An 18,214-nucleotide genomic window follows, 5' to 3' on the forward strand; every position below is an offset into this window, starting at 1 on the left:
AGAGAAGACTGAGCCATATGGCCACCACTTCGCTTGACCTGGCCAAGGTCCGCAACATCGGGATCATGGCCCACATCGACGCGGGCAAGACGACCACCACCGAGCGCATCCTCTTCTACACCGGTGTGTCTTACAAGATCGGTGAAGTCCACGACGGCGCTGCCACGATGGACTGGATGGAGCAGGAGCAGGAGCGCGGCATCACGATCACGTCTGCCGCGACGACCTGTCACTGGCCGCTCAACGATGTCGATCACACGATCAACATCATTGACACCCCCGGTCACGTCGACTTCACCGTCGAGGTGGAGCGTTCGCTCCGCGTCCTCGACGGCGCTGTCACCGTGTTCGACGGTGTTGCCGGTGTCGAGCCCCAGTCCGAGACTGTCTGGCGTCAGGCGGACCGCTACGGCGTGCCGCGCATCTGCTTCGTCAACAAGCTCGACCGTACGGGTGCCGAGTTCCACCGCTGCGTCGACATGATCGTCGACCGCCTCGGTGCGGTCCCGCTCGTCATGCAGCTCCCGATCGGTGCCGAGGCCGACTTCAAGGGTGTCGTCGACCTCGTCGCGATGAAGGCCCTCGTGTGGTCCGCCGAGGCCGCCAAGGGCGAGATGTACGACACCGTCGACATCCCGGCCACGCACACCGAGGCCGCCGACGAGTGGCGCGGGAAGCTGCTCGAGACGGTCGCCGAGCACGACGAAGAGATGATGGAGCTGTACCTCGAGGGCCAGGAGCCCACCGAGGAGCAGCTGATGGCGGCCATTCGCCGCATCACCCTCGCCTCCAAGGGCGGCGCCGGTTCCGTGACGGTCAGCCCCGTGTTCTGCGGTACGGCGTTCAAGAACAAGGGCGTCCAGCCCCTGCTCGACGCCGTCGTGCGCTACCTGCCCTCCCCCCTGGACGTCGAGGCCATCGAAGGCCACGACGTGAAGGACGCGGACAAGGTCGTTTCGCGCAAGCCGTCGGACGACGAGCCCTTCTCGGGCCTGGCGTTCAAGATCATGAGCGACCCGCACCTGGGCAAGCTCACCTTCGTCCGGGTTTACTCGGGCCGCCTCGAGGCCGGCAGCTCCGTGCTGAACTCGGTCAAGGGCAAGAAGGAGCGCATCGGCAAGATCTACCGCATGCACGCGAACAAGCGTGAGGAGATCGCATCGGTGGGCGCCGGCGACATCATCGCCGTCATGGGTCTCAAGCAGACCACCACCGGTGAGACGCTGTGCGACGAGAAGAACCCGGTCATCCTGGAGTCCATGGACTTCCCGGCCCCGGTCATTCAGGTCGCCATCGAGCCGAAGTCCAAGGGTGACCAGGAGAAGCTGGGTGTAGCCATCCAGCGTCTCTCGGAGGAGGACCCGTCCTTCCAGGTCCACTCGGACGAGGAGACCGGCCAGACCATCATCGGTGGTATGGGCGAGCTTCACCTCGAGGTGCTCGTCGACCGCATGAAGCGCGAATTCCGCGTTGAGGCGAACGTCGGCAAGCCCCAGGTCGCGTACCGCGAGACGATCCGCAAGGCCGTCGAGCGCATCGACTACACGCACAAGAAGCAGACTGGTGGTACCGGCCAGTTCGCGAAGGTGCAGATCGCCCTCGAGCCCATGGAGGGTGGCGACGCGTCGTTCGAGTTCGTCAACAAGGTCACCGGTGGCCGCATCCCCCGGGAGTACATCCCGTCGGTGGGCGCGGGCGCCCAGGAAGCCATGCAGTTCGGCATCCTGGCCGGTTACGAGATGGTCGGCGTCCGCGTCACCCTTCTCGACGGTGGTTACCACGAGGTCGACTCCTCGGAGCTCGCCTTCAAGATCGCCGGTTCGCAGGCCTTCAAGGAGGGTGCCCGCAAGGCCTCTCCCGTGCTCCTCGAGCCGATGATGGCCGTCGAGGTCACCACGCCCGAGGACTACATGGGCGATGTGATCGGCGACCTGAACTCCCGCCGTGGCCAGATCCAGGCCATGGAGGAGCGCAGCGGCGCTCGCGTCGTGAAGGGCCTCGTGCCCCTCTCGGAGATGTTCGGCTACGTCGGAGACCTCCGCAGCAAGACCTCGGGTCGCGCAAGCTACTCGATGCAGTTCGACTCCTACGCCGAGGTTCCGCGGAACGTCGCCGAGGAGATCATCGCGAAGGCCAAGGGCGAGTAACTCCCCGAGTTCCTCAACCGGGCGGCTCCTTCCGGAACTGCCCATCGCGAGTGCGGGTTCCGACCCGTATGAGCACACGCTTTAGGCTTATCACCGGAGCCACTGGGGCATTCAGCGCAACCCGTGCTGAGTGCCCCGGGCGCCGGCATCCCAGCAAAGATCACCTGGCGCCGATGAAGCAAGGCGTACAGAACCACTCCGCAGGAGGACCCAGTGGCGAAGGCAAAGTTCGAGCGGACTAAGCCGCACGTCAACATCGGCACCATCGGTCACATTGACCACGGTAAGACGACCCTCACGGCCGCCATTACCAAGGTGCTGCACGACGCGTACCCGGACCTGAACGAGGCCTCGGCCTTCGACCAGATCGACAAGGCGCCGGAAGAGCGCCAGCGTGGTATCACCATCTCCATCGCGCACGTCGAGTACCAGACCGAGTCGCGTCACTACGCCCACGTTGACTGCCCCGGTCACGCGGACTACATCAAGAACATGATCACGGGTGCGGCGCAGATGGACGGCGCCATCCTCGTGGTCGCGGCCACCGACGGCCCGATGCCGCAGACGAAGGAGCACGTCCTCCTGGCCCGCCAGGTCGGCGTCCCCTACATCGTCGTCGCGCTGAACAAGGCCGACATGGTGGACGACGAGGAGATCCTGGAGCTCGTCGAGCTCGAGGTCCGTGAGCTCCTCTCCGAGTACGAGTTCCCGGGCGACGACCTGCCGGTCGTCAAGGTCTCGGCGCTCAAGGCGCTCGAGGGCGACAAGGAGTGGGGCCAGTCGGTCCTGAACCTGATGGCCGCCGTCGACGAGTCGATCCCGCAGCCCGAGCGCGACGTCGACAAGCCGTTCCTGATGCCGATCGAGGACGTCTTCACGATCACCGGTCGTGGCACCGTCGTCACCGGCCGTATCGAGCGTGGTGTCCTCAAGGTCAACGAGACCGTCGACATCGTCGGTATCAAGGAAGAGAAGACCACCACCACGGTCACCGGCATCGAGATGTTCCGGAAGCTGCTCGACGAGGGCCAGGCCGGTGAGAACGTCGGTCTGCTGCTTCGTGGCATCAAGCGCGAGGACGTCGAGCGCGGCCAGGTCATCATCAAGCCGGGCTCGGTCACCCCGCACACGGAGTTCGAGGCGCAGGCGTACATCCTGTCGAAGGACGAGGGTGGCCGTCACACCCCCTTCTTCAACAACTACCGCCCGCAGTTCTACTTCCGTACCACGGACGTGACCGGCGTCGTGACCCTCCCCGAGGGCACCGAGATGGTCATGCCGGGCGACAACACCGTCATGACGGTCGCGCTGATCCAGCCGGTCGCCATGGAGGAGGGCCTCAAGTTCGCCATCCGTGAGGGTGGCCGGACCGTCGGCGCCGGCCAGGTCGTCAAGATCACCAAGTAATTACCTGGTGATTGACCTGCCAGCTCGCTGACTGAGCTCCACAGTTCCACGGGAAGGGCCCCGGCCCCGCCGCGCAAGCGGTGGGTGCCGGGGCCCTTTCTCGTTGTCCCTCCGAAGTCTCTCCGGGGTCCCTTATGGAATCTCTCCGGAGCTTCGGCCGGTACGGGCCTACGGCCGCCAGAGCCAGGGTGTGGCGTCGGCGCCCAGCCCGACCACGGCGGGGGCGCCTGTCGACGTACGGACCAGGGTGGGCGCGCCCACGCAGGTGCCGCTGCCGCGTGCGCTCGACTTCCCCTTCGCGGAGCGGACCCGCAGGACGCCGTCCTCGTCGCGGCCGAGCAGGACCGGCCCCGCCGGGTCGCTCAGCGTGTCCACAGGTCCGTAGCCCGGGAAGGAAGGGGCCCGCTGCGGGGTTCCGTCGGAGCGTACGGCGGTGAGGGCGGCCTGCACGGGGGCGCGGAAGAGGAGGCCGAGCGAGCCGTCCTGCTGGGCAAGGGCGCGGGGGAGGGACCCGGGCGCCGGCGTGCGGCTCTCCGGGCGCAGGGTCACGGGGGCGCCGAACGCCTTCTGGGACCAGTGCCGGACGGTGGTGCGGGCGGCCGCGAAGAGGTGCACAAGACCCTTGGCGTCGGTGATCGCGGACAGGCCGTCCTGGATGCCGTCGCCGTTGCCGGGGCCGAGGCCGTCGATGGGGGAGAGGCCGCGCTTGTTGACGCGCGGCAGGCTCGGCCCGTCGCCGTCGGGCCCCTCCAGGTCGCGCCACGGGCCCCAGGTGCCGTCGGTGTCCCGGACCCGGGTGCTGACGCTCTTGGCGGCGTTCCGTACGAAGAGGTGGACGCGGCCGTCGCCGGCGGTGACCGCGACCGGGACGCCCAGGCGGCGGCTGCGGTCGGGCCGCTTCTCGGGCGAGCCCAGGCTGGCCCAGACGCGGCCGTCGTGCTGGACGATCTCGCGGTGGTTGGGACCGCCGTGCCCGCCGAGCGCCGCGTAGCGCAGGGCGAACAGGAGCTGCCCGCCGTCCTTCAGGACGGCCTTCCCGACCACAGGCGCCAGGGGGCCGCCGCCGAGGTCCTCGGGGGCGCTCCAGGCGCCGTTGGCGGTGGCCCGCCAGCGGGCCAGGCGCAGCCCGAGCACTCCGTACGCGGTGAGTGAGCCGTTCTGCTGGTGGGTCACCAACTGGGGCCCCGGATAACGGTAGTTGGTGGAGTTGACCCAGCCCTTCCAGTTCTCCAGCGGGCGCCACTGACCGACCCCGTAGTCGCCGCAGCCGGCCGGGTTCCCGCAGTCCCAGTCGACGTCGCCGCCGTACGGGACGAGGGACTCGGCCTTCTTCATCAGGACGCTCTCGGGGAGGTTCTTGGGCCAGTGGTGGTTGTAGTAGCCGCGGAAGGCGGTGGCGGCGAAGCGGGGGAGCGGCCTGTTCTGCTCGGCGCTCTCGGCGACCCAGCGGATCAGCGCGGCCCAGCTGAAACAGGCGACGGCGGTGTGGTCCGGGTGGTCGGAGTAGCCGGGCTGCTCGCTGTCCTTGCGGCGGAAGAGGTCGGGGCTGTTCTGGATGTCCGGGTCCGGGTCGAGCGTCTGCACGACGGTGGGGCTGTAGCGGTCCAGGAGCCCGGTGAGGGCGTCGACCAGTTCGTCGTAGTCGTACGAACTCGCCTTCTTCACGGGGGAGTTGTCGGCCACCATGGTGCGCTGGGTCATCCCGCGGTCCGACCAGAGCGCGGTCATGGCGGGCCGGTTGCGCGAGGAGTTCACCGACACGTTGAGGAAGACCAGCTCCACGCGGCGTTCGCCGTTCGTGAGGGTGTTCAGCTCGGCCTGCTTCTCGCCGCGCAGGGAGAGCACGGTCCGTTGCCACGGGGTGAACTTGGGCAGCCCCAGGAGCGTGGCGTACGCCTGGCGCAGCCCCTGCTGGCGGGCGGAGACGTACGCGGCCTTGTCGGGCTTGGGGCGGGGGTGGCCCGGAGGGTGGTTCACCCCGTTGGCCTCACCCGCGGTGACGTACACCGAGACGACCGGGGTGCCTGCCTCCAGGACCCGCCGGGTGTCCGGGTTCATGAAGTACAGGTCGTCGTCGGGATGCGCGAGGAACTGCATCAGCAGCGCGTGCCGGGAGCCGGCGATGGGCCGCCCGGGGCCGGGGTTGGCCACGGGGTCGCGGCGGCGGGGCGGGGGGACGGTGGCGCAGCCGGAGACGGCCAGGGCACCGACGGTGGCACCGGCTGCGGCGAGGAGCGTACGGCGGGGCAGTCCGGGGGCCTCCCGGCCGGGTGCGCGCGTGCCGGTGCCGCCCATGCCGGGGCCGCCCGTGCCTTCGGGCAGGCCGGGCCCGGGTGTCGTGCTGCTCACGTGTGTAGTTCTCCGTCCGCTTCCCCCGCAGCGGAGGGTCGTTCTCGCTGCGCCTGGTCATTCTGCGCGGCGGGCGGCGGCTTCCCGACAAGGGGTGGCCGCCCTGCTGCGCCCGGCTAGACGAAGGGCGGGGGCTGGGGGTTGCCTGGTCGGGACGGGAGTGGGGCAGTTCACGCGGCGGGGGCGGGGGCGGGGGCGCGGGCGCGGGCAACCCTCGTCAGGCTGCGCGCCTCGATGTACTGGCGAAGGGCCCTGTCGGTGAGGTCGGCACTGCCCAGCAGTGCGGTGTGCCGGAGCTTCCGCCGCCGCCTCAGTCGGCGTAGCGGGGCAGGCCCTCGGTCGAGATCCTCCACTCGGCGATGGTGACGTCCTCGCCGTAGACGAAGTCCCTGCGGGTGGCGTAGCGGGGGCCCTGCGGGGTGGAGTGGATGTCGGTGAGGACGGCGCCGGTGCCGGTGCGGGGATCGAAGATCGCGTAGACGGGGATGCCGAGCAGCGGGTAGTCCCGCATCTTGCTCACCCAGTCGTTGTCCGGGTTGGAGCGGGAGACGATCTCGATGGCGGCGAGGAGGGTACGCGGGTCCACCGAGTCGGGGACGTCCATGTCTGCTTCGGCGATCACCATCACATCCGGGTGGCGCATGATGCCCTCGGACTTGCCCTCCACGTCGGGGGTGCCGGTGTGGGCGACCAGTTCCTCCGGCATGTGCCGTTCGAGGCGCTTCCGTAGGCGCAGGGCCGTCAATTCGTGGGGCCCGGCCGGAGACATCATGTCGTGGACGATTCCTTCTTTGGTGATCTCGAACTTGCCGGGGAGGGCGTCTCCCAGCTGAGCCGCGGCCTCACGCAGCGCGCGGTATTCGGAGCTGCTGGGGACACGGGTGCCGCCGGGGGCGAATGTCATTGCGTGCGCTCCTCGTCGTCCGTGCCCAGGGGCAGGAAGGGTCGTCACGTTCATGCTAGAGCGGCCTCTCCGCTTTCGGGCCGGCAGTCGCGGCAGCGTCCGGGCTGCGGGGCCCGGAACACCCGCCCGCAGCCGTCGCAGTCCTGCATGGGGTCCGGTCGTACGACGACGGGGGCGGGCGGCAGCGCGCCGGGCATGTTCACCGTCAGGCGGTGGGCGATCAGTGCGCGGGGGCTGTCCGGCTGCTGCGGGAGCCCCTTGAGCAGCTCCTGCCGTACCGCGTCCGGGGCCACGTTCCGCTCCAGCCAGCTGGCCACTGCGGGGCCCAGGCGCTCGACGTCCCGGTCGGCGAGGGTGAGCCGCGAGTCGTCCACGCGCAGCGAGGCGAGGAGGTCGCGGGCGGCCTGGTCGCGTTCGGGGTCGAAGGTCTGCGGGGTGGGCAGGGGCAGCTGGGGTTTCCTGGGCTTGGCGGGGACGGGGCCGTTTTCCAGCCGAGCAGCGGGAGCGGGAGCGGGTGCCGGTTCGGGCTCCGTCTCCGGGTCCGGAGCCGGAGCCGGGGGCACGTTCTCGAACTCGGCCCATAGCGGGGGCAGTTCACCGCACGGCAAAGGCTGCGACTTCTCCTGCGGCGGTACGGCGACGGGGTGGGGCGGCCTGGGCCTGCGGCGCGGGCGGGGCGCGTGGTCCTCCCGTACCGCCGCCGTAGCTGTAGCCGCCGTGGCCGCTTCCGGCTGGTTGCGGAACACGGTCTGCGTCACGACCTGCCCGTTCGGCAGTCGTACGCGGTCCCGGGAGAGGTAGCCGGCGGTTTCCAGCTCGCGCAGGGCGGCGGCGATCCGCGCCTCGCTCTCGGGGAAGCGGGCCGACAGGAACTTGATCGCGATGATCACGCCGTCGGGCAGCGACTGGATGTACAGCCCGAGGCCGCGCGCCAGGAAGCTCAGCTCGGTGTGCTGGGAAAAGTGATTCCCGACGACGGTGAAGCGGTTGCGGTGCCGGGTGTTCCGGTGGGTGACGCCGCGTGTGGCGTGTGCACCGGATCGGGCGGCGGGTCGTCGTACGCGGGACGGGGCGCGCGAGGTCGCGTTAAGCTCGTTCGTATCCATCGGGAAGGTGCTACTTCCTTGGTGGTCAGGCCCTCGCTCGGGATGCCAGTCCCGGCCGGGGGCCGACGTGTGTCGGCTGGTGAAGTTGTCGGGGCGAGCATATGCCCGCCAACCCCTGGCAAATCCAGCCGAGTTGGCGTAGATCACCCGTGTGGGTGACGAGCCGCGCGGCAGCCTCGCCGGGAGGTTGGTGGGGTTGGGTCGGGTCCTTGGCTCCCGGGGATTTAAGGTGTTTTACGTCCGACGTCGCCAGGCCGAGGGGGACCAGGTCGAGGCGGACCGCGACCCGGTCCCACCTGCATATACCGCCCCTCACGTCCTCGCCGCGCACTCGGCCCAGACGGTCTTGCAGGGGTGCGGGCCCGGGGTGACGCCCCACTTGTCGGCGAGCAGCTCGACGAGGCGCTCGCCGAGGAGTAGACCGCGCCCGGACTCCTCGTGCGCGTCCTCGGTACGGGAGTGGGCAGCGGGTCGCTGCGTGCGTCGATGACGCTGGGCTGCATGCGTGGCGCACGCCGCTGTTAAGGGCTGACACGGACGCGACGGACGACCTCGCCACGTCACCGACGACGCACCACCGGTTGCGCACAGTGACCATTCGGCCGTCCGCAGGGACCGTCGCCGAGCGGGCGTGCGAGCACCGGTTTGAGCTGCGTCACGTTGGGGGTAATCTCTACCGCCCGATTGGCGTGCACCGTGCCCCGTATGGCAGACTGTCGGGGTTGCTCGGTTGAGTATCGATGCTGCACGCCTCCCGCCGGGAGGACTGGAAGCGAGTCCCACAGTACTCGTCGCCCCAACTGCCCCTCAGGGCAGCGCTGAGGCGGACGTACGGGAATCTTTCGGGAAGTGTTAGTGCGGTGCTGACCAGGCACCCGGTGGGTGTTCTCCCCCGGCTTGCGGTCGCGGACCGCATCCCTTACAGCAGGGAAATTCTTAGGGATTTCGCACTGGCGAGGATGCGACACGCCCGACCGCGTGGGTCGGAAGAGGGCAGTGCTGAGCAAGCAGAGCGCAGCTTCCCGGGTACCAGAGCGTTAAGAGACAAAGGACTACTAGTAGCCATGGCGGGACAGAAGATCCGCATCCGGCTCAAGGCCTACGACCACGAGGTCATCGACTCCTCGGCGAAGAAGATCGTCGAGACGGTGACCCGCACTGGTGCGTCGGTCGCAGGCCCGGTGCCGCTGCCCACTGAGAAGAACGTGTACTGCGTCATCAAGTCGCCGCACAAGTACAAGGACTCTCGCGAGCACTTCGAGATGCGCACGCACAAGCGCCTCATCGACATCCTCGACCCCACGCCGAAGACGGTTGACTCGCTGATGCGTCTCGACCTGCCGGCGGGCGTCGACATCGAGATCAAGCTCTGAAGGGACGGGCCGAGATGAGCAAGAACATCAAGGGCGTCCTGGGCGAGAAGCTCGGCATGACCCAGGTCTGGGACGAGAACAACCGGGTTGTCCCGGTGACCGTCGTCAAGGCCGGTCCGTGCGTCGTGACGCAGGTGCGTACGAACGACAACGACGGCTACGAGTCGGTCCAGATCGCCTTCGGCGAGATCGACCCGCGCAAGGTGAACAAGCCCCTCAAGGGTCACTTCGCCAAGGCCGACGTGACCCCGCGCCGCCACCTCGTGGAGCTGCGCACCCCGGACGCCAGCGAGTACACGCTGGGCCAGGAGATCACTGCCGAGGTGTTCGAGTCCGGCGTCAAGGTTGACGTCACGGGCAAGAGCAAGGGCAAGGGCTTCGCCGGTGTGATGAAGCGTCACAACTTCCACGGTGGCAAGGCCTCGCACGGTGCCCACCGCGTGCACCGCAAGCCTGGTTCCATCGGTGGCTGTGCCACCCCCGGCCGTGTCTTCAAGGGCATGCGCATGGCGGGTCGCATGGGTAACGAGCGGGTCACCACCCAGAACCTGACCGTCCACGCCGTTGACGCCGAGAAGGGTCTGCTGCTCATCAAGGGCGCCGTTCCCGGCCCCAACGGTGGCCTCGTCCTGGTCCGCACCGCGGCCAAGGGGGTTTGAGGAACCGATGAGCACCATTGACATCCTTTCGCCGGCAGGCGACAAGACCGGGACCGTCGACCTCCCCGCGGAGATCTTCGACGCCAAGGTCAGCATTCCGCTGATCCACCAGGTCGTCGTCGCCCAGCTGGCCGCTGCCCGCCAGGGCACGCACAAGACCAAGCGTCGCGGCGAAGTCCGCGGTGGCGGCAAGAAGCCGTACCGCCAGAAGGGCACCGGCCGCGCCCGTCAGGGTTCGACCCGCGCCCCGCAGTTCGCCGGCGGTGGCGTCGTCCACGGCCCGCAGCCGCGTGACTACTCGCAGCGGACCCCGAAGAAGATGAAGGCCGCCGCCCTGCGCGGTGCCCTCACCGACCGGGCCCGCAACGCTCGCATCCACGTCGTCACCGGCGTGGTCGAGGGTGCGGTTTCCACGAAGGCCGCAAAGTCCCTGCTGGGCAAGGTCAGCGAGCGCAAGCACGTGCTCCTGGTTGCCGAGCGCTCGGACGAGGCCGCGTGGCTCTCCGCCCGCAACCTGCCCCAGGTGCACATCCTGGAGCCGGGCCAGCTGAACACGTACGACGTTCTCGTCTCGGACGACCTGGTCTTCACCAAGGCCGCCTTCGAGTCCTTCGTGTCTGGCCCCAAGGCCGATGAGACCGAAGGGAGCGACGCCTGATGAGCGCCGTTACCAGCAAGACCTTCACGGACCACCGCGACATTCTTGTCAAGCCGGTCGTCTCGGAGAAGAGCTACGCGCTGCTCGACGAGAACAAGTACACGTTCATCGTCGCCCCCGGCTCCAACAAGACCCAGATCAAGCAGGCCGTGGAAGCGGTCTTCTCGGTCAAGGTCACCGGAGTCAACACGATCAACCGTCAGGGCAAGCGGAAGCGCACCCGCACCGGTTTCGGCAAGCGTGCCGACACCAAGCGGGCCATCGTGACCCTCGCCGAGGGCGACCGTATCGACATCTTCGGCGGTCCGACCGCCTAACGGCGGTCTGGATCGTCCGGAATCGGACGAGGACTGAGAAATGGGAATCCGCAAGTACAAGCCGACTACGCCGGGCCGCCGTGGCTCCTCCGTAGCCGACTTTGTCGAGATCACGCGGTCCACGCCGGAGAAGTCGCTGGTCCGCCCCCTGCACAGCAAGGGCGGCCGTAACAACGCCGGTCGGATCACCGTTCGCCACCAGGGTGGCGGACACAAGCGCGCCTACCGCGTGATCGACTTCCGTCGTCACGACAAGGACGGCGTGCCGGCCAAGGTCGCGCACATCGAGTACGACCCCAACCGCACCGCGCGCATCGCGCTGCTGCACTACGCGGACGGCGAGAAGCGTTACATCCTCGCCCCGCGTGGCCTGTCGCAGGGTGACCGGATCGAGAACGGCCCCGGGGCCGACATCAAGCCGGGCAACAACCTCGCGCTGCGCAACATCCCGGTGGGTACCACCATCCACAACATCGAGCTGCGGCCCGGTGGCGGTGCGAAGTTCGCCCGCTCCGCCGGTGCGTCCGTGCAGCTGCTGGCGAAGGAGGGCACCATGGCCCACCTTCGTATGCCTTCCGGAGAGATCCGCCTGGTCGACGCCCGCTGCCGCGCCACGATTGGCGAGGTCGGCAACGCCGAGCAGTCGAACATCAACTGGGGCAAGGCCGGCCGCATGCGCTGGAAGGGCGTTCGCCCGACCGTTCGCGGTGTGGCGATGAACCCGGTCGACCACCCGCACGGTGGTGGTGAGGGTAAGACCTCCGGTGGTCGTCACCCGGTCTCCCCGTGGGGTCAGAAGGAGGGTCGTACTCGCTCGCCGAAGAAGGCTTCGAGCAAGTACATCGTCCGCCGCCGCAAGTCGAACAAGAAGCGCTAGGAGCGGGTTTAGATGCCGCGCAGTCTCAAGAAGGGGCCCTTCGTCGACGGACACCTCGTAAAGAAGGTGGACGTCCAGAACGAAGCTGGCACCAAGAACGTCATCAAGACCTGGTCCCGGCGCTCGATGATCATCCCCAGCATGCTGGGTCACACCATCGCGGTGCACAACGGCAAGATCCACGTCCCGGTGTTCGTCACCGAGTCGATGGTCGGCCACAAGCTCGGCGAGTTTGCGCCGACCCGCACCTTCCGCGGCCACGTCAAGGACGACCGCAAGTCGAAGCGCCGCTAAGGCGGGGTGCGATGACTATGAACGACACCGAAGGGACAACCATGGAAGCCAGGGCCCAGGCGCGGTACATCCGCGTCACGCCCATGAAGGCCCGCCGAGTGGTGGACCTTATCCGTGGCATGGATGCCACGGAGGCTCAGGCGGTCCTGCGCTTCGCCCCGCAGGCCGCGAGCGTGCCGGTTGGCAAGGTGCTTGACAGCGCCATTGCCAACGCCGCGCACAACTACGACCACACCGACGCCTCTTCGCTGGTCATCAGCGAGGCGTACGTGGACGAGGGCCCGACCCTGAAGCGGTTCCGTCCGCGTGCTCAGGGCCGTGCCTACCGGATCCGTAAGCGGACCAGCCACATCACCGTGGTCGTCAGCAGCAAGGAAGGAACCCGGTAATGGGCCAGAAGGTAAACCCGCACGGGTTCCGGCTCGGCATTACCACGGACTTCAAGTCCCGTTGGTACGCCGACAAGCTGTACAAGGACTACGTCAAGGAAGACGTCGCCATCCGCAGGATGATGACGTCCGGCATGGAGCGCGCCGGCATCTCGAAGGTGGAGATCGAGCGCACCCGTGACCGCGTGCGTGTGGACATCCACACCGCTCGTCCGGGCATCGTCATCGGCCGCCGCGGCGCCGAGGCCGACCGCATCCGCGGTGACCTCGAGAAGCTCACCGGCAAGCAGGTCCAGCTGAACATCCTCGAGGTCAAGAACCCCGAGATGGACGCTCAGCTGGTGGCCCAGGCCGTTGCCGAGCAGCTCTCCTCCCGCGTCTCCTTCCGCCGTGCCATGCGCAAGAGCATGCAGGGCACCATGAAGGCCGGCGCCAAGGGCATCAAGGTCCAGTGCGGCGGTCGTCTCGGCGGCGCCGAGATGTCCCGCTCCGAGTTCTACCGCGAGGGTCGTGTGCCGCTGCACACGCTGCGCGCGAACGTGGACTACGGCTTCTTCGAGGCCAAGACGACCTTCGGCCGTATCGGCGTGAAGGTCTGGATCTACAAGGGCGACGTCAAGAACATCGCCGAGGTTCGCGCCGAGAACGCCGCGGCCCGTGCGGGTAACCGCCCGGCCCGTGGCGCCGGTGGCGCAGCCGACCGCCCGGCCCGTGGTGGTCGTGGTGGCGAGCGTGGCGGCCGCGGCCGCAAGCCGCAGCAGTCCGCGCCGGCAGCCGAGGCCCCCAAGGCCGACGCTCCCGCCGCCGCTGCTCCGGCTGAGAGCACCGGAACGGAGGCCTGACCGACATGCTGATCCCTCGTAGGGTCAAGCACCGCAAGCAGCACCACCCCAAGCGCAGTGGTATGGCCAAGGGTGGTACTGAGGTCGCATTCGGCGAGTACGGCATCCAGGCGCTGACCCCGGCCTACGTGACGAACCGCCAGATCGAAGCGGCTCGTATCGCGATGACCCGCCACATCAAGCGTGGCGGCAAGGTCTGGATCAACATCTACCCGGACCGCCCGCTGACGAAGAAGCCCGCCGAGACCCGCATGGGTTCCGGTAAGGGTTCCCCGGAGTGGTGGATCGCGAACGTCAAGCCCGGTCGGGTGATGTTCGAGCTGTCCTACCCGAACGAGAAGATTGCTCGTGAGGCGCTTACCCGCGCTGCTCACAAGCTTCCGATGAAGTGCCGGATTGTTCGGCGCGAGGCAGGTGAGTCGTGATGGTGGCCGGTACGAAGGCGACTGAGCTGCGCGAGCTGAACGACGAGGACCTCGTCGCGAAGCTCCGTGAGGCCAAGGAAGAACTGTTCAACCTCCGCTTCCAGGCGGCGACCGGACAGCTCGAGAACCACGGCCGGCTCAAGTCCGTCCGTAAGGACATCGCCCGGATCTACACCCTGATGCGCGAGCGCGAGCTGGGCATCGAGACGGTGGAGAGCGCCTGATGAGCGAGAAGAATGTGACTGAGACGACTGAGCAGCGCGGATTCCGCAAGACCCGTGAGGGTCTGGTCGTCAGCGACAAGATGGACAAGACCGTCGTCGTCGCTGTCGAGGACCGCGTGAAGCACGCGCTGTACGGCAAGGTCATCCGCCGTACGAACAAGCTCAAGGCTCACGACGAGTCCAACGCCGCAGGCGTCGGCGACCGCGTCCTCATCATGGAGACGCGTCCGCTGTCGGCCTCGAAGCGCTGGCGCATCGTCGAGATCCTCGAGAAGGCCAAGTAGGTAGTTCCCGCAAGGGAATACCGACAGATACGCCCTGAAGGGGTTTCCCTTCAGGCAGTTCCGCCAGGCTCGGTGGGGCCGTAGCGATACGGCCCCACCGGGAACCGGCAGACGATCAGGAGATAGACGTGATCCAGCAGGAGTCGCGACTTCGCGTCGCCGACAACACGGGTGCGAAGGAAATTCTCACCATCCGTGTTCTCGGTGGCTCGGGTCGCCGCTACGCGGGCATCGGTGACGTCATCGTCGCCACCGTCAAGGATGCGATCCCCGGTGGCAACGTGAAGAAGGGTGACGTCGTCAAGGCGGTCATCGTTCGCACCGTCAAGGAGCGTCGTCGCCAGGATGGCTCGTACATCCGCTTCGACGAGAACGCCGCTGTCATTCTCAAGAACGACGGCGACCCCCGCGGCACCCGTATCTTCGGCCCGGTGGGCCGTGAGCTGCGCGAGAAGAAGTTCATGAAGATCATCTCGCTCGCGCCGGAGGTGCTGTAAGCATGAAGATCAAGAAGGGCGACCTGGTTCAGGTCATCACCGGTAAGGACAAGGGCAAGCAGGGCAAGGTCGTTCAGGCCTTCCCCCGCGAGGACCGCGTCCTGGTCGAGGGTGTCAACCGGGTCAAGAAGCACACGAAGGCCGGCCAGAACCAGGCCGGCGGCATCGTGACGACCGAGGCCCCGATCCACGTCAGCAACGTTCAGCTGGTGGTGGAGAAGGACGGCAACAAGGTCGTTACCCGCGTCGGCTTCCGTTTTGACGACGAGGGCAACAAGATCCGCGTTGCCAAGCGGACTGGTGAGGACATCTGATGACTGCCACCACCGCACCGCGCCTCAAGCTGCGCTACCGCGAGGAGATCGCGGGCAAGCTGCGTGAAGAGTTCTCCTACGAGAACGTCATGCAGATCCCCGGTCTGGTCAAGATCGTGGTCAACATGGGTGTCGGCGACGCCGCCCGTGACTCGAAGCTGATCGACGGGGCCATCAAGGACCTGACGACCATCACGGGTCAGAAGCCGGCCGTCACCAAGGCCCGCAAGTCCATCGCGCAGTTCAAGCTGCGCGAGGGGCAGCCGATCGGCTGCCACGTCACCCTCCGTGGTGACCGCATGTGGGAGTTCCTGGACCGTACGCTGTCGCTCGCGCTGCCGCGTATCCGTGACTTCCGTGGTCTGTCGCCGAAGCAGTTCGACGGCCGTGGCAACTACACCTTCGGTCTCACCGAGCAGGTCATGTTCCACGAGATCGACCAGGACAAGATCGACCGCGTCCGGGGTATGGACATCACCGTGGTCACCACGGCGACCAACGACGACGAGGGCCGCGCCCTCCTCCGTCACCTCGGCTTCCCCTTCAAGGAGGCGTAACCGAGATGGCGAAGAAGTCTCTGATTGCCAAGGCTGCCCGCAAGCCCAAGTTCGGTGTGCGCGCGTACACCCGCTGCCAGCGCTGTGGCCGTCCGCACTCCGTGTACCGCAAGTTCGGCCTCTGCCGCGTGTGCCTTCGTGAGATGGCTCACCGTGGCGAGCTCCCGGGCGTGACCAAGAGCTCCTGGTAGTCAGTACTGCCCTTTGGGCGTACGGATTTTCCAGGGCTCTCGGTAAGTATCTGGTCGGCGGGAGCCCCACCCTCGATGCCGTAGGCTAGAAGGGTTGGGCGCCCGCCGCCCATAACGACTTACTACGCCGTAGGTCCCCGCACCGCACCCGTCCCGCCTCTGAGTGGGGAGAGGGATGGCGCATACAGGAAACCCCGGCGAGAGAGGCCGATGGCCAACTCATGACCATGACTGATCCCATCGCAGACATGCTCACGCGTCTGCGTAACGCGAACTCGGCGTACCACGACACCGTCGTGATGCCGCACAGCAAGATCAAGTCGCACATCGCGGAGATCCTCCAGCAGGAGGGCTTCATCAGCGGCTGGAAGGTCGAGGACGCCGAGGTTGGCAAGAACCTCGTTCTCGACCTGAAGTTCGGGCCGAACCGCGAGCGTTCGATTGCCGGCATCAAGCGTATTTCGAAGCCGGGTCTGCGCGTGTACGCGAAGTCCACCAACCTGCCCAAGGTCCTCGGCGGCCTCGGCGTGGCGATCATCTCCACGTCGCACGGTCTTCTGACCGGCCAGCAGGCAGGCAAGAAGGGCGTAGGTGGGGAAGTCCTCGCCTACGTCTGGTAGTCGGGAAAGGAAGGAAAGCTCATGTCGCGAATCGGCAAGCTCCCCATCCAGGTTCCCGCTGGTGTGGACGTCACCATCGACGGCCGCACGGTGTCGGTGAAGGGCCCCAAGGGCTCCCTCTCCCACACTGTTGCCGCGCCGATCGAGATTGTTAAGGGCGAGGACGGCGTGCTCAACGTCAACCGCCCCAATGACGAGCGTCAGAACAAGGCCCTGCACGGCCTGTCCCGCACGCTGGTGGCGAACATGATCACCGGCGTGACCCAGGGATACAGCAAGGCGCTCGAGATCAGCGGTGTCGGTTACCGCGTCCAGGCGAAGGGCTCCAACCTGGAGTTCGCCCTGGGCTACAGCCACCCCATCGTGATCGAGGCGCCGGAAGGCATCTCCTTCAAGGTCGAGTCGCCCACGAAGCTCAGCGTCGAGGGCATCGACAAGCAGAAGGTCGGCGAGGTCGCCGCTAACATCCGCAAGCTGCGGAAGCCCGACCCGTACAAGGCCAAGGGCGTCAAGTACGCCGGCGAGGTCATCCGCCGCAAGGTCGGAAAGGCGGGTAAGTAAGCCATGGCATACGGTGTAAAGATCGCCAAGGGTGACGCGTACAAGCGCGCTGCCATCAAGCGTCGCCACATCCGCATCCGCAAGCACGTCTCCGGTACGCCGGAGCGTCCTCGCCTGGTCGTGACGCGGTCCAACCGCAACGTGACCGCCCAGGTCATCGACGACATCGCGGGCCACACGCTCGCGTCGGCGTCGACCCTGGATGTTTCGATCCGCGGTGGCGAGGGCGACAAGAGCGCCCAGGCCAAGCAGGTCGGCGCACTGGTCGCGGAGCGTGCGAAGGCTGCCGGTATCGAGACCGTCGTGTTCGACCGTGGTGGCAACAGGTACGCCGGGCGCATTGCCGCTCTGGCTGACGCCGCCCGCGAAGCCGGGCTGAAGTTCTAAGCCCCGGTTCCGGGACTAACGGACGTAACAGAGAGAGGTAAATCCAATGGCTGGACCCCAGCGCCGCGGAAGCGGTGCCGGTGGCGGCGAGCGGCGGGACCGGAAGGGTCGCGACGGTGGCGCTGCCGCCGAGAAGACCGCTTACGTTGAGCGCGTTGTCGCGATCAACCGCGTTGCCAAGGTTGTCAAGGGTGGCCGTCGCTTCAGCTTCACCGCGCTCGTCGTGGTCGGAGACGGTGACGGCACCGTAGGTGTCGGTTACGGCAAGGCCAAGGAAGTTCCCGCGGCCATCGCCAAGGGCGTTGAGGAAGCCAAGAAGAGCTTCTTCAAGGTCCCGCGTATCCAGGGCACCATCCCGCACCCGATCACGGGCGAGAAGGCCGCGGGCGTCGTCCTGCTCAAGCCTGCTTCCCCCGGTACCGGCGTGATCGCCGGTGGCCCGGTGCGTGCCGTACTCGAGTGCGCCGGCGTCCACGACATCCTGTCGAAGTCGCTCGGTTCTTCGAACGCGATCAACATCGTGCACGCGACCGTCGCGGCCCTTCAGGGCCTGCAGCGTCCCGAGGAGATCGCGGCTCGCCGTGGTCTGCCCCTCGAGGACGTCGCCCCGGCGGCTCTGCTCCGTGCGCGTGCGGGAGCGGGTGCGTAATGGCCCGTCTCGAGATCACGCAGACGAAGTCGTACATCGGCAGCAAGCAGAACCACCGCGACACCCTGCGTTCGCTCGGGCTCAAGCGCCTGAACGACGTGGTTGTCAAGGAGGACCGCCCCGAGTTCCGCGGAATGGTGCACACCGTCCGTCACCTCGTGTCGGTCAAGGAGGTCGACTGAC

The 18,214-nt window shown here is 67.3% G+C and carries 25 protein-coding genes; 22 read left to right on the top strand and 3 right to left on the bottom strand.

Annotated elements, in window-relative coordinates:
• Positions 1-17 precede the first annotated feature (17 nt).
• Both fusA and tuf read left to right on the top strand, forming a co-directional pair.
• Positions 18-2,147, top strand: a complete 2,130-nt coding sequence (gene fusA / locus ACFWVV_RS06215) for an elongation factor G (protein WP_384349921.1) — start codon at positions 18-20, stop codon at positions 2,145-2,147.
• A 213-nt stretch (positions 2,148-2,360) separates the two neighbouring features.
• Positions 2,361-3,554 carry an elongation factor Tu gene (gene tuf, locus ACFWVV_RS06220; protein WP_384349924.1) on the top strand — a complete coding sequence of 398 codons (1,194 nt, stop codon included), beginning with the start codon at positions 2,361-2,363 and terminating at the stop codon, positions 3,552-3,554.
• 168 nt (positions 3,555-3,722) lie between these two features.
• On the opposite strand, the gene ACFWVV_RS06225 is transcribed toward tuf, so the two are convergent.
• The 3 genes from ACFWVV_RS06225 to ACFWVV_RS06235 form a co-directional block, all read right to left on the bottom strand.
• Positions 3,723-5,903 carry a PIG-L family deacetylase gene (locus ACFWVV_RS06225; RefSeq protein WP_384349926.1) on the bottom strand — a complete coding sequence of 727 codons (2,181 nt, stop codon included), beginning with the start codon at positions 5,901-5,903 and terminating at the stop codon, positions 3,723-3,725.
• 310 nt (positions 5,904-6,213) lie between these two features.
• Positions 6,214-6,807: a Uma2 family endonuclease gene (locus tag ACFWVV_RS06230; protein WP_384349929.1), complete on the bottom strand. Its 594-nt coding sequence runs from the start codon at positions 6,805-6,807 to the stop codon at positions 6,214-6,216.
• Between the two features lie 50 nt (positions 6,808-6,857).
• Positions 6,858-7,913: a hypothetical protein gene (locus ACFWVV_RS06235; RefSeq protein WP_384349932.1), complete on the bottom strand. Its 1,056-nt coding sequence runs from the start codon at positions 7,911-7,913 to the stop codon at positions 6,858-6,860.
• A 1,064-nt stretch (positions 7,914-8,977) separates the two neighbouring features.
• Here ACFWVV_RS06235 and rpsJ point away from each other — a divergent pair.
• The 20 genes from rpsJ to rpmD all read left to right on the top strand — a co-directional run bounded on the left by rpsJ (position 8,978) and on the right by rpmD (position 18,213).
• Complete coding sequence (gene rpsJ, locus ACFWVV_RS06240) at positions 8,978-9,286, top strand: 30S ribosomal protein S10 (RefSeq protein WP_003948644.1); 309 nt, start codon at positions 8,978-8,980, stop codon at positions 9,284-9,286.
• A 14-nt stretch (positions 9,287-9,300) separates the two neighbouring features.
• Positions 9,301-9,945 (top strand): 50S ribosomal protein L3, encoded by a 645-nt coding sequence (rplC, locus tag ACFWVV_RS06245; RefSeq protein WP_189821109.1) that lies wholly within the window; start codon positions 9,301-9,303, stop codon positions 9,943-9,945.
• 7 nt (positions 9,946-9,952) lie between these two features.
• Positions 9,953-10,603, top strand: coding sequence for a 50S ribosomal protein L4 (rplD, locus tag ACFWVV_RS06250; protein ID WP_384349935.1), 651 nt, complete (start codon positions 9,953-9,955; stop codon positions 10,601-10,603).
• On the top strand, positions 10,603-10,920 hold the full coding sequence (rplW, locus tag ACFWVV_RS06255) for a 50S ribosomal protein L23 (protein ID WP_185028010.1): 318 nt from the start codon (positions 10,603-10,605) through the stop codon (positions 10,918-10,920). Before rplD ends, rplW begins: the two co-directional genes overlap by 1 nt.
• A gap of 40 nt (positions 10,921-10,960) precedes the next feature.
• Positions 10,961-11,797, top strand: a complete 837-nt coding sequence (gene rplB, locus ACFWVV_RS06260; RefSeq protein WP_384349938.1) for a 50S ribosomal protein L2 — start codon at positions 10,961-10,963, stop codon at positions 11,795-11,797.
• A 12-nt stretch (positions 11,798-11,809) separates the two neighbouring features.
• A complete protein-coding gene (gene rpsS, locus ACFWVV_RS06265) occupies positions 11,810-12,091 on the top strand; it encodes a 30S ribosomal protein S19 (RefSeq protein WP_138894198.1) in 282 nt (93 codons plus the stop codon).
• 41 nt (positions 12,092-12,132) lie between these two features.
• Positions 12,133-12,480: a 50S ribosomal protein L22 gene (rplV, locus tag ACFWVV_RS06270; RefSeq protein ID WP_004571827.1), complete on the top strand. Its 348-nt coding sequence runs from the start codon at positions 12,133-12,135 to the stop codon at positions 12,478-12,480.
• A complete protein-coding gene (gene rpsC / locus ACFWVV_RS06275; RefSeq protein ID WP_384349941.1) occupies positions 12,480-13,322 on the top strand; it encodes a 30S ribosomal protein S3 in 843 nt (280 codons plus the stop codon). The genes rplV and rpsC overlap by 1 nt, the downstream gene beginning before the upstream one ends.
• Positions 13,323-13,327: 5 nt before the next feature.
• Positions 13,328-13,747, top strand: a complete 420-nt coding sequence (rplP, locus tag ACFWVV_RS06280) for a 50S ribosomal protein L16 (protein WP_119286204.1) — start codon at positions 13,328-13,330, stop codon at positions 13,745-13,747.
• Positions 13,747-13,971, top strand: coding sequence for a 50S ribosomal protein L29 (gene rpmC, locus ACFWVV_RS06285; RefSeq protein ID WP_138894199.1), 225 nt, complete (start codon positions 13,747-13,749; stop codon positions 13,969-13,971). The genes rplP and rpmC overlap by 1 nt, the downstream gene beginning before the upstream one ends.
• A complete protein-coding gene (gene rpsQ, locus ACFWVV_RS06290) occupies positions 13,971-14,255 on the top strand; it encodes a 30S ribosomal protein S17 (RefSeq protein ID WP_028812368.1) in 285 nt (94 codons plus the stop codon). The genes rpmC and rpsQ overlap by 1 nt, the downstream gene beginning before the upstream one ends.
• Positions 14,256-14,383: 128 nt before the next feature.
• Positions 14,384-14,752: a 50S ribosomal protein L14 gene (gene rplN, locus ACFWVV_RS06295; protein WP_003966950.1), complete on the top strand. Its 369-nt coding sequence runs from the start codon at positions 14,384-14,386 to the stop codon at positions 14,750-14,752.
• Positions 14,753-14,754: 2 nt separating this feature from the next.
• Entirely contained in the window at positions 14,755-15,066 is a 312-nt protein-coding gene (gene rplX, locus ACFWVV_RS06300) for a 50S ribosomal protein L24 (RefSeq protein ID WP_384349946.1), read from the top strand.
• Positions 15,066-15,623 (top strand): 50S ribosomal protein L5, encoded by a 558-nt coding sequence (gene rplE, locus ACFWVV_RS06305; protein ID WP_345228946.1) that lies wholly within the window; start codon positions 15,066-15,068, stop codon positions 15,621-15,623. The genes rplX and rplE overlap by 1 nt, the downstream gene beginning before the upstream one ends.
• 5 nt (positions 15,624-15,628) lie before the next feature.
• Positions 15,629-15,814: a type Z 30S ribosomal protein S14 gene (locus tag ACFWVV_RS06310; protein ID WP_030368403.1), complete on the top strand. Its 186-nt coding sequence runs from the start codon at positions 15,629-15,631 to the stop codon at positions 15,812-15,814.
• A gap of 221 nt (positions 15,815-16,035) precedes the next feature.
• The gene (gene rpsH / locus ACFWVV_RS06315; RefSeq protein ID WP_384349951.1) at positions 16,036-16,434 is read left to right on the top strand and encodes a 30S ribosomal protein S8; all 399 of its coding nucleotides are present in this window, start codon (positions 16,036-16,038) and stop codon (positions 16,432-16,434) included.
• 21 nt (positions 16,435-16,455) lie between these two features.
• Entirely contained in the window at positions 16,456-16,995 is a 540-nt protein-coding gene (gene rplF / locus ACFWVV_RS06320; protein WP_266659724.1) for a 50S ribosomal protein L6, read from the top strand.
• Between the two features lie 3 nt (positions 16,996-16,998).
• Entirely contained in the window at positions 16,999-17,382 is a 384-nt protein-coding gene (gene rplR / locus ACFWVV_RS06325; RefSeq protein WP_384349955.1) for a 50S ribosomal protein L18, read from the top strand.
• 46 nt (positions 17,383-17,428) lie between these two features.
• Entirely contained in the window at positions 17,429-18,031 is a 603-nt protein-coding gene (gene rpsE / locus ACFWVV_RS06330) for a 30S ribosomal protein S5 (RefSeq protein ID WP_097866720.1), read from the top strand.
• Entirely contained in the window at positions 18,031-18,213 is a 183-nt protein-coding gene (gene rpmD / locus ACFWVV_RS06335) for a 50S ribosomal protein L30 (RefSeq protein WP_345228942.1), read from the top strand. Before rpsE ends, rpmD begins: the two co-directional genes overlap by 1 nt.
• Position 18,214: the final 1 nt, after the last annotated feature.

This window comes from Streptomyces sp. NPDC058663, assembly GCF_042716745.1.
GTDB lineage: Bacteria > Actinomycetota > Actinomycetes > Streptomycetales > Streptomycetaceae > Streptomyces.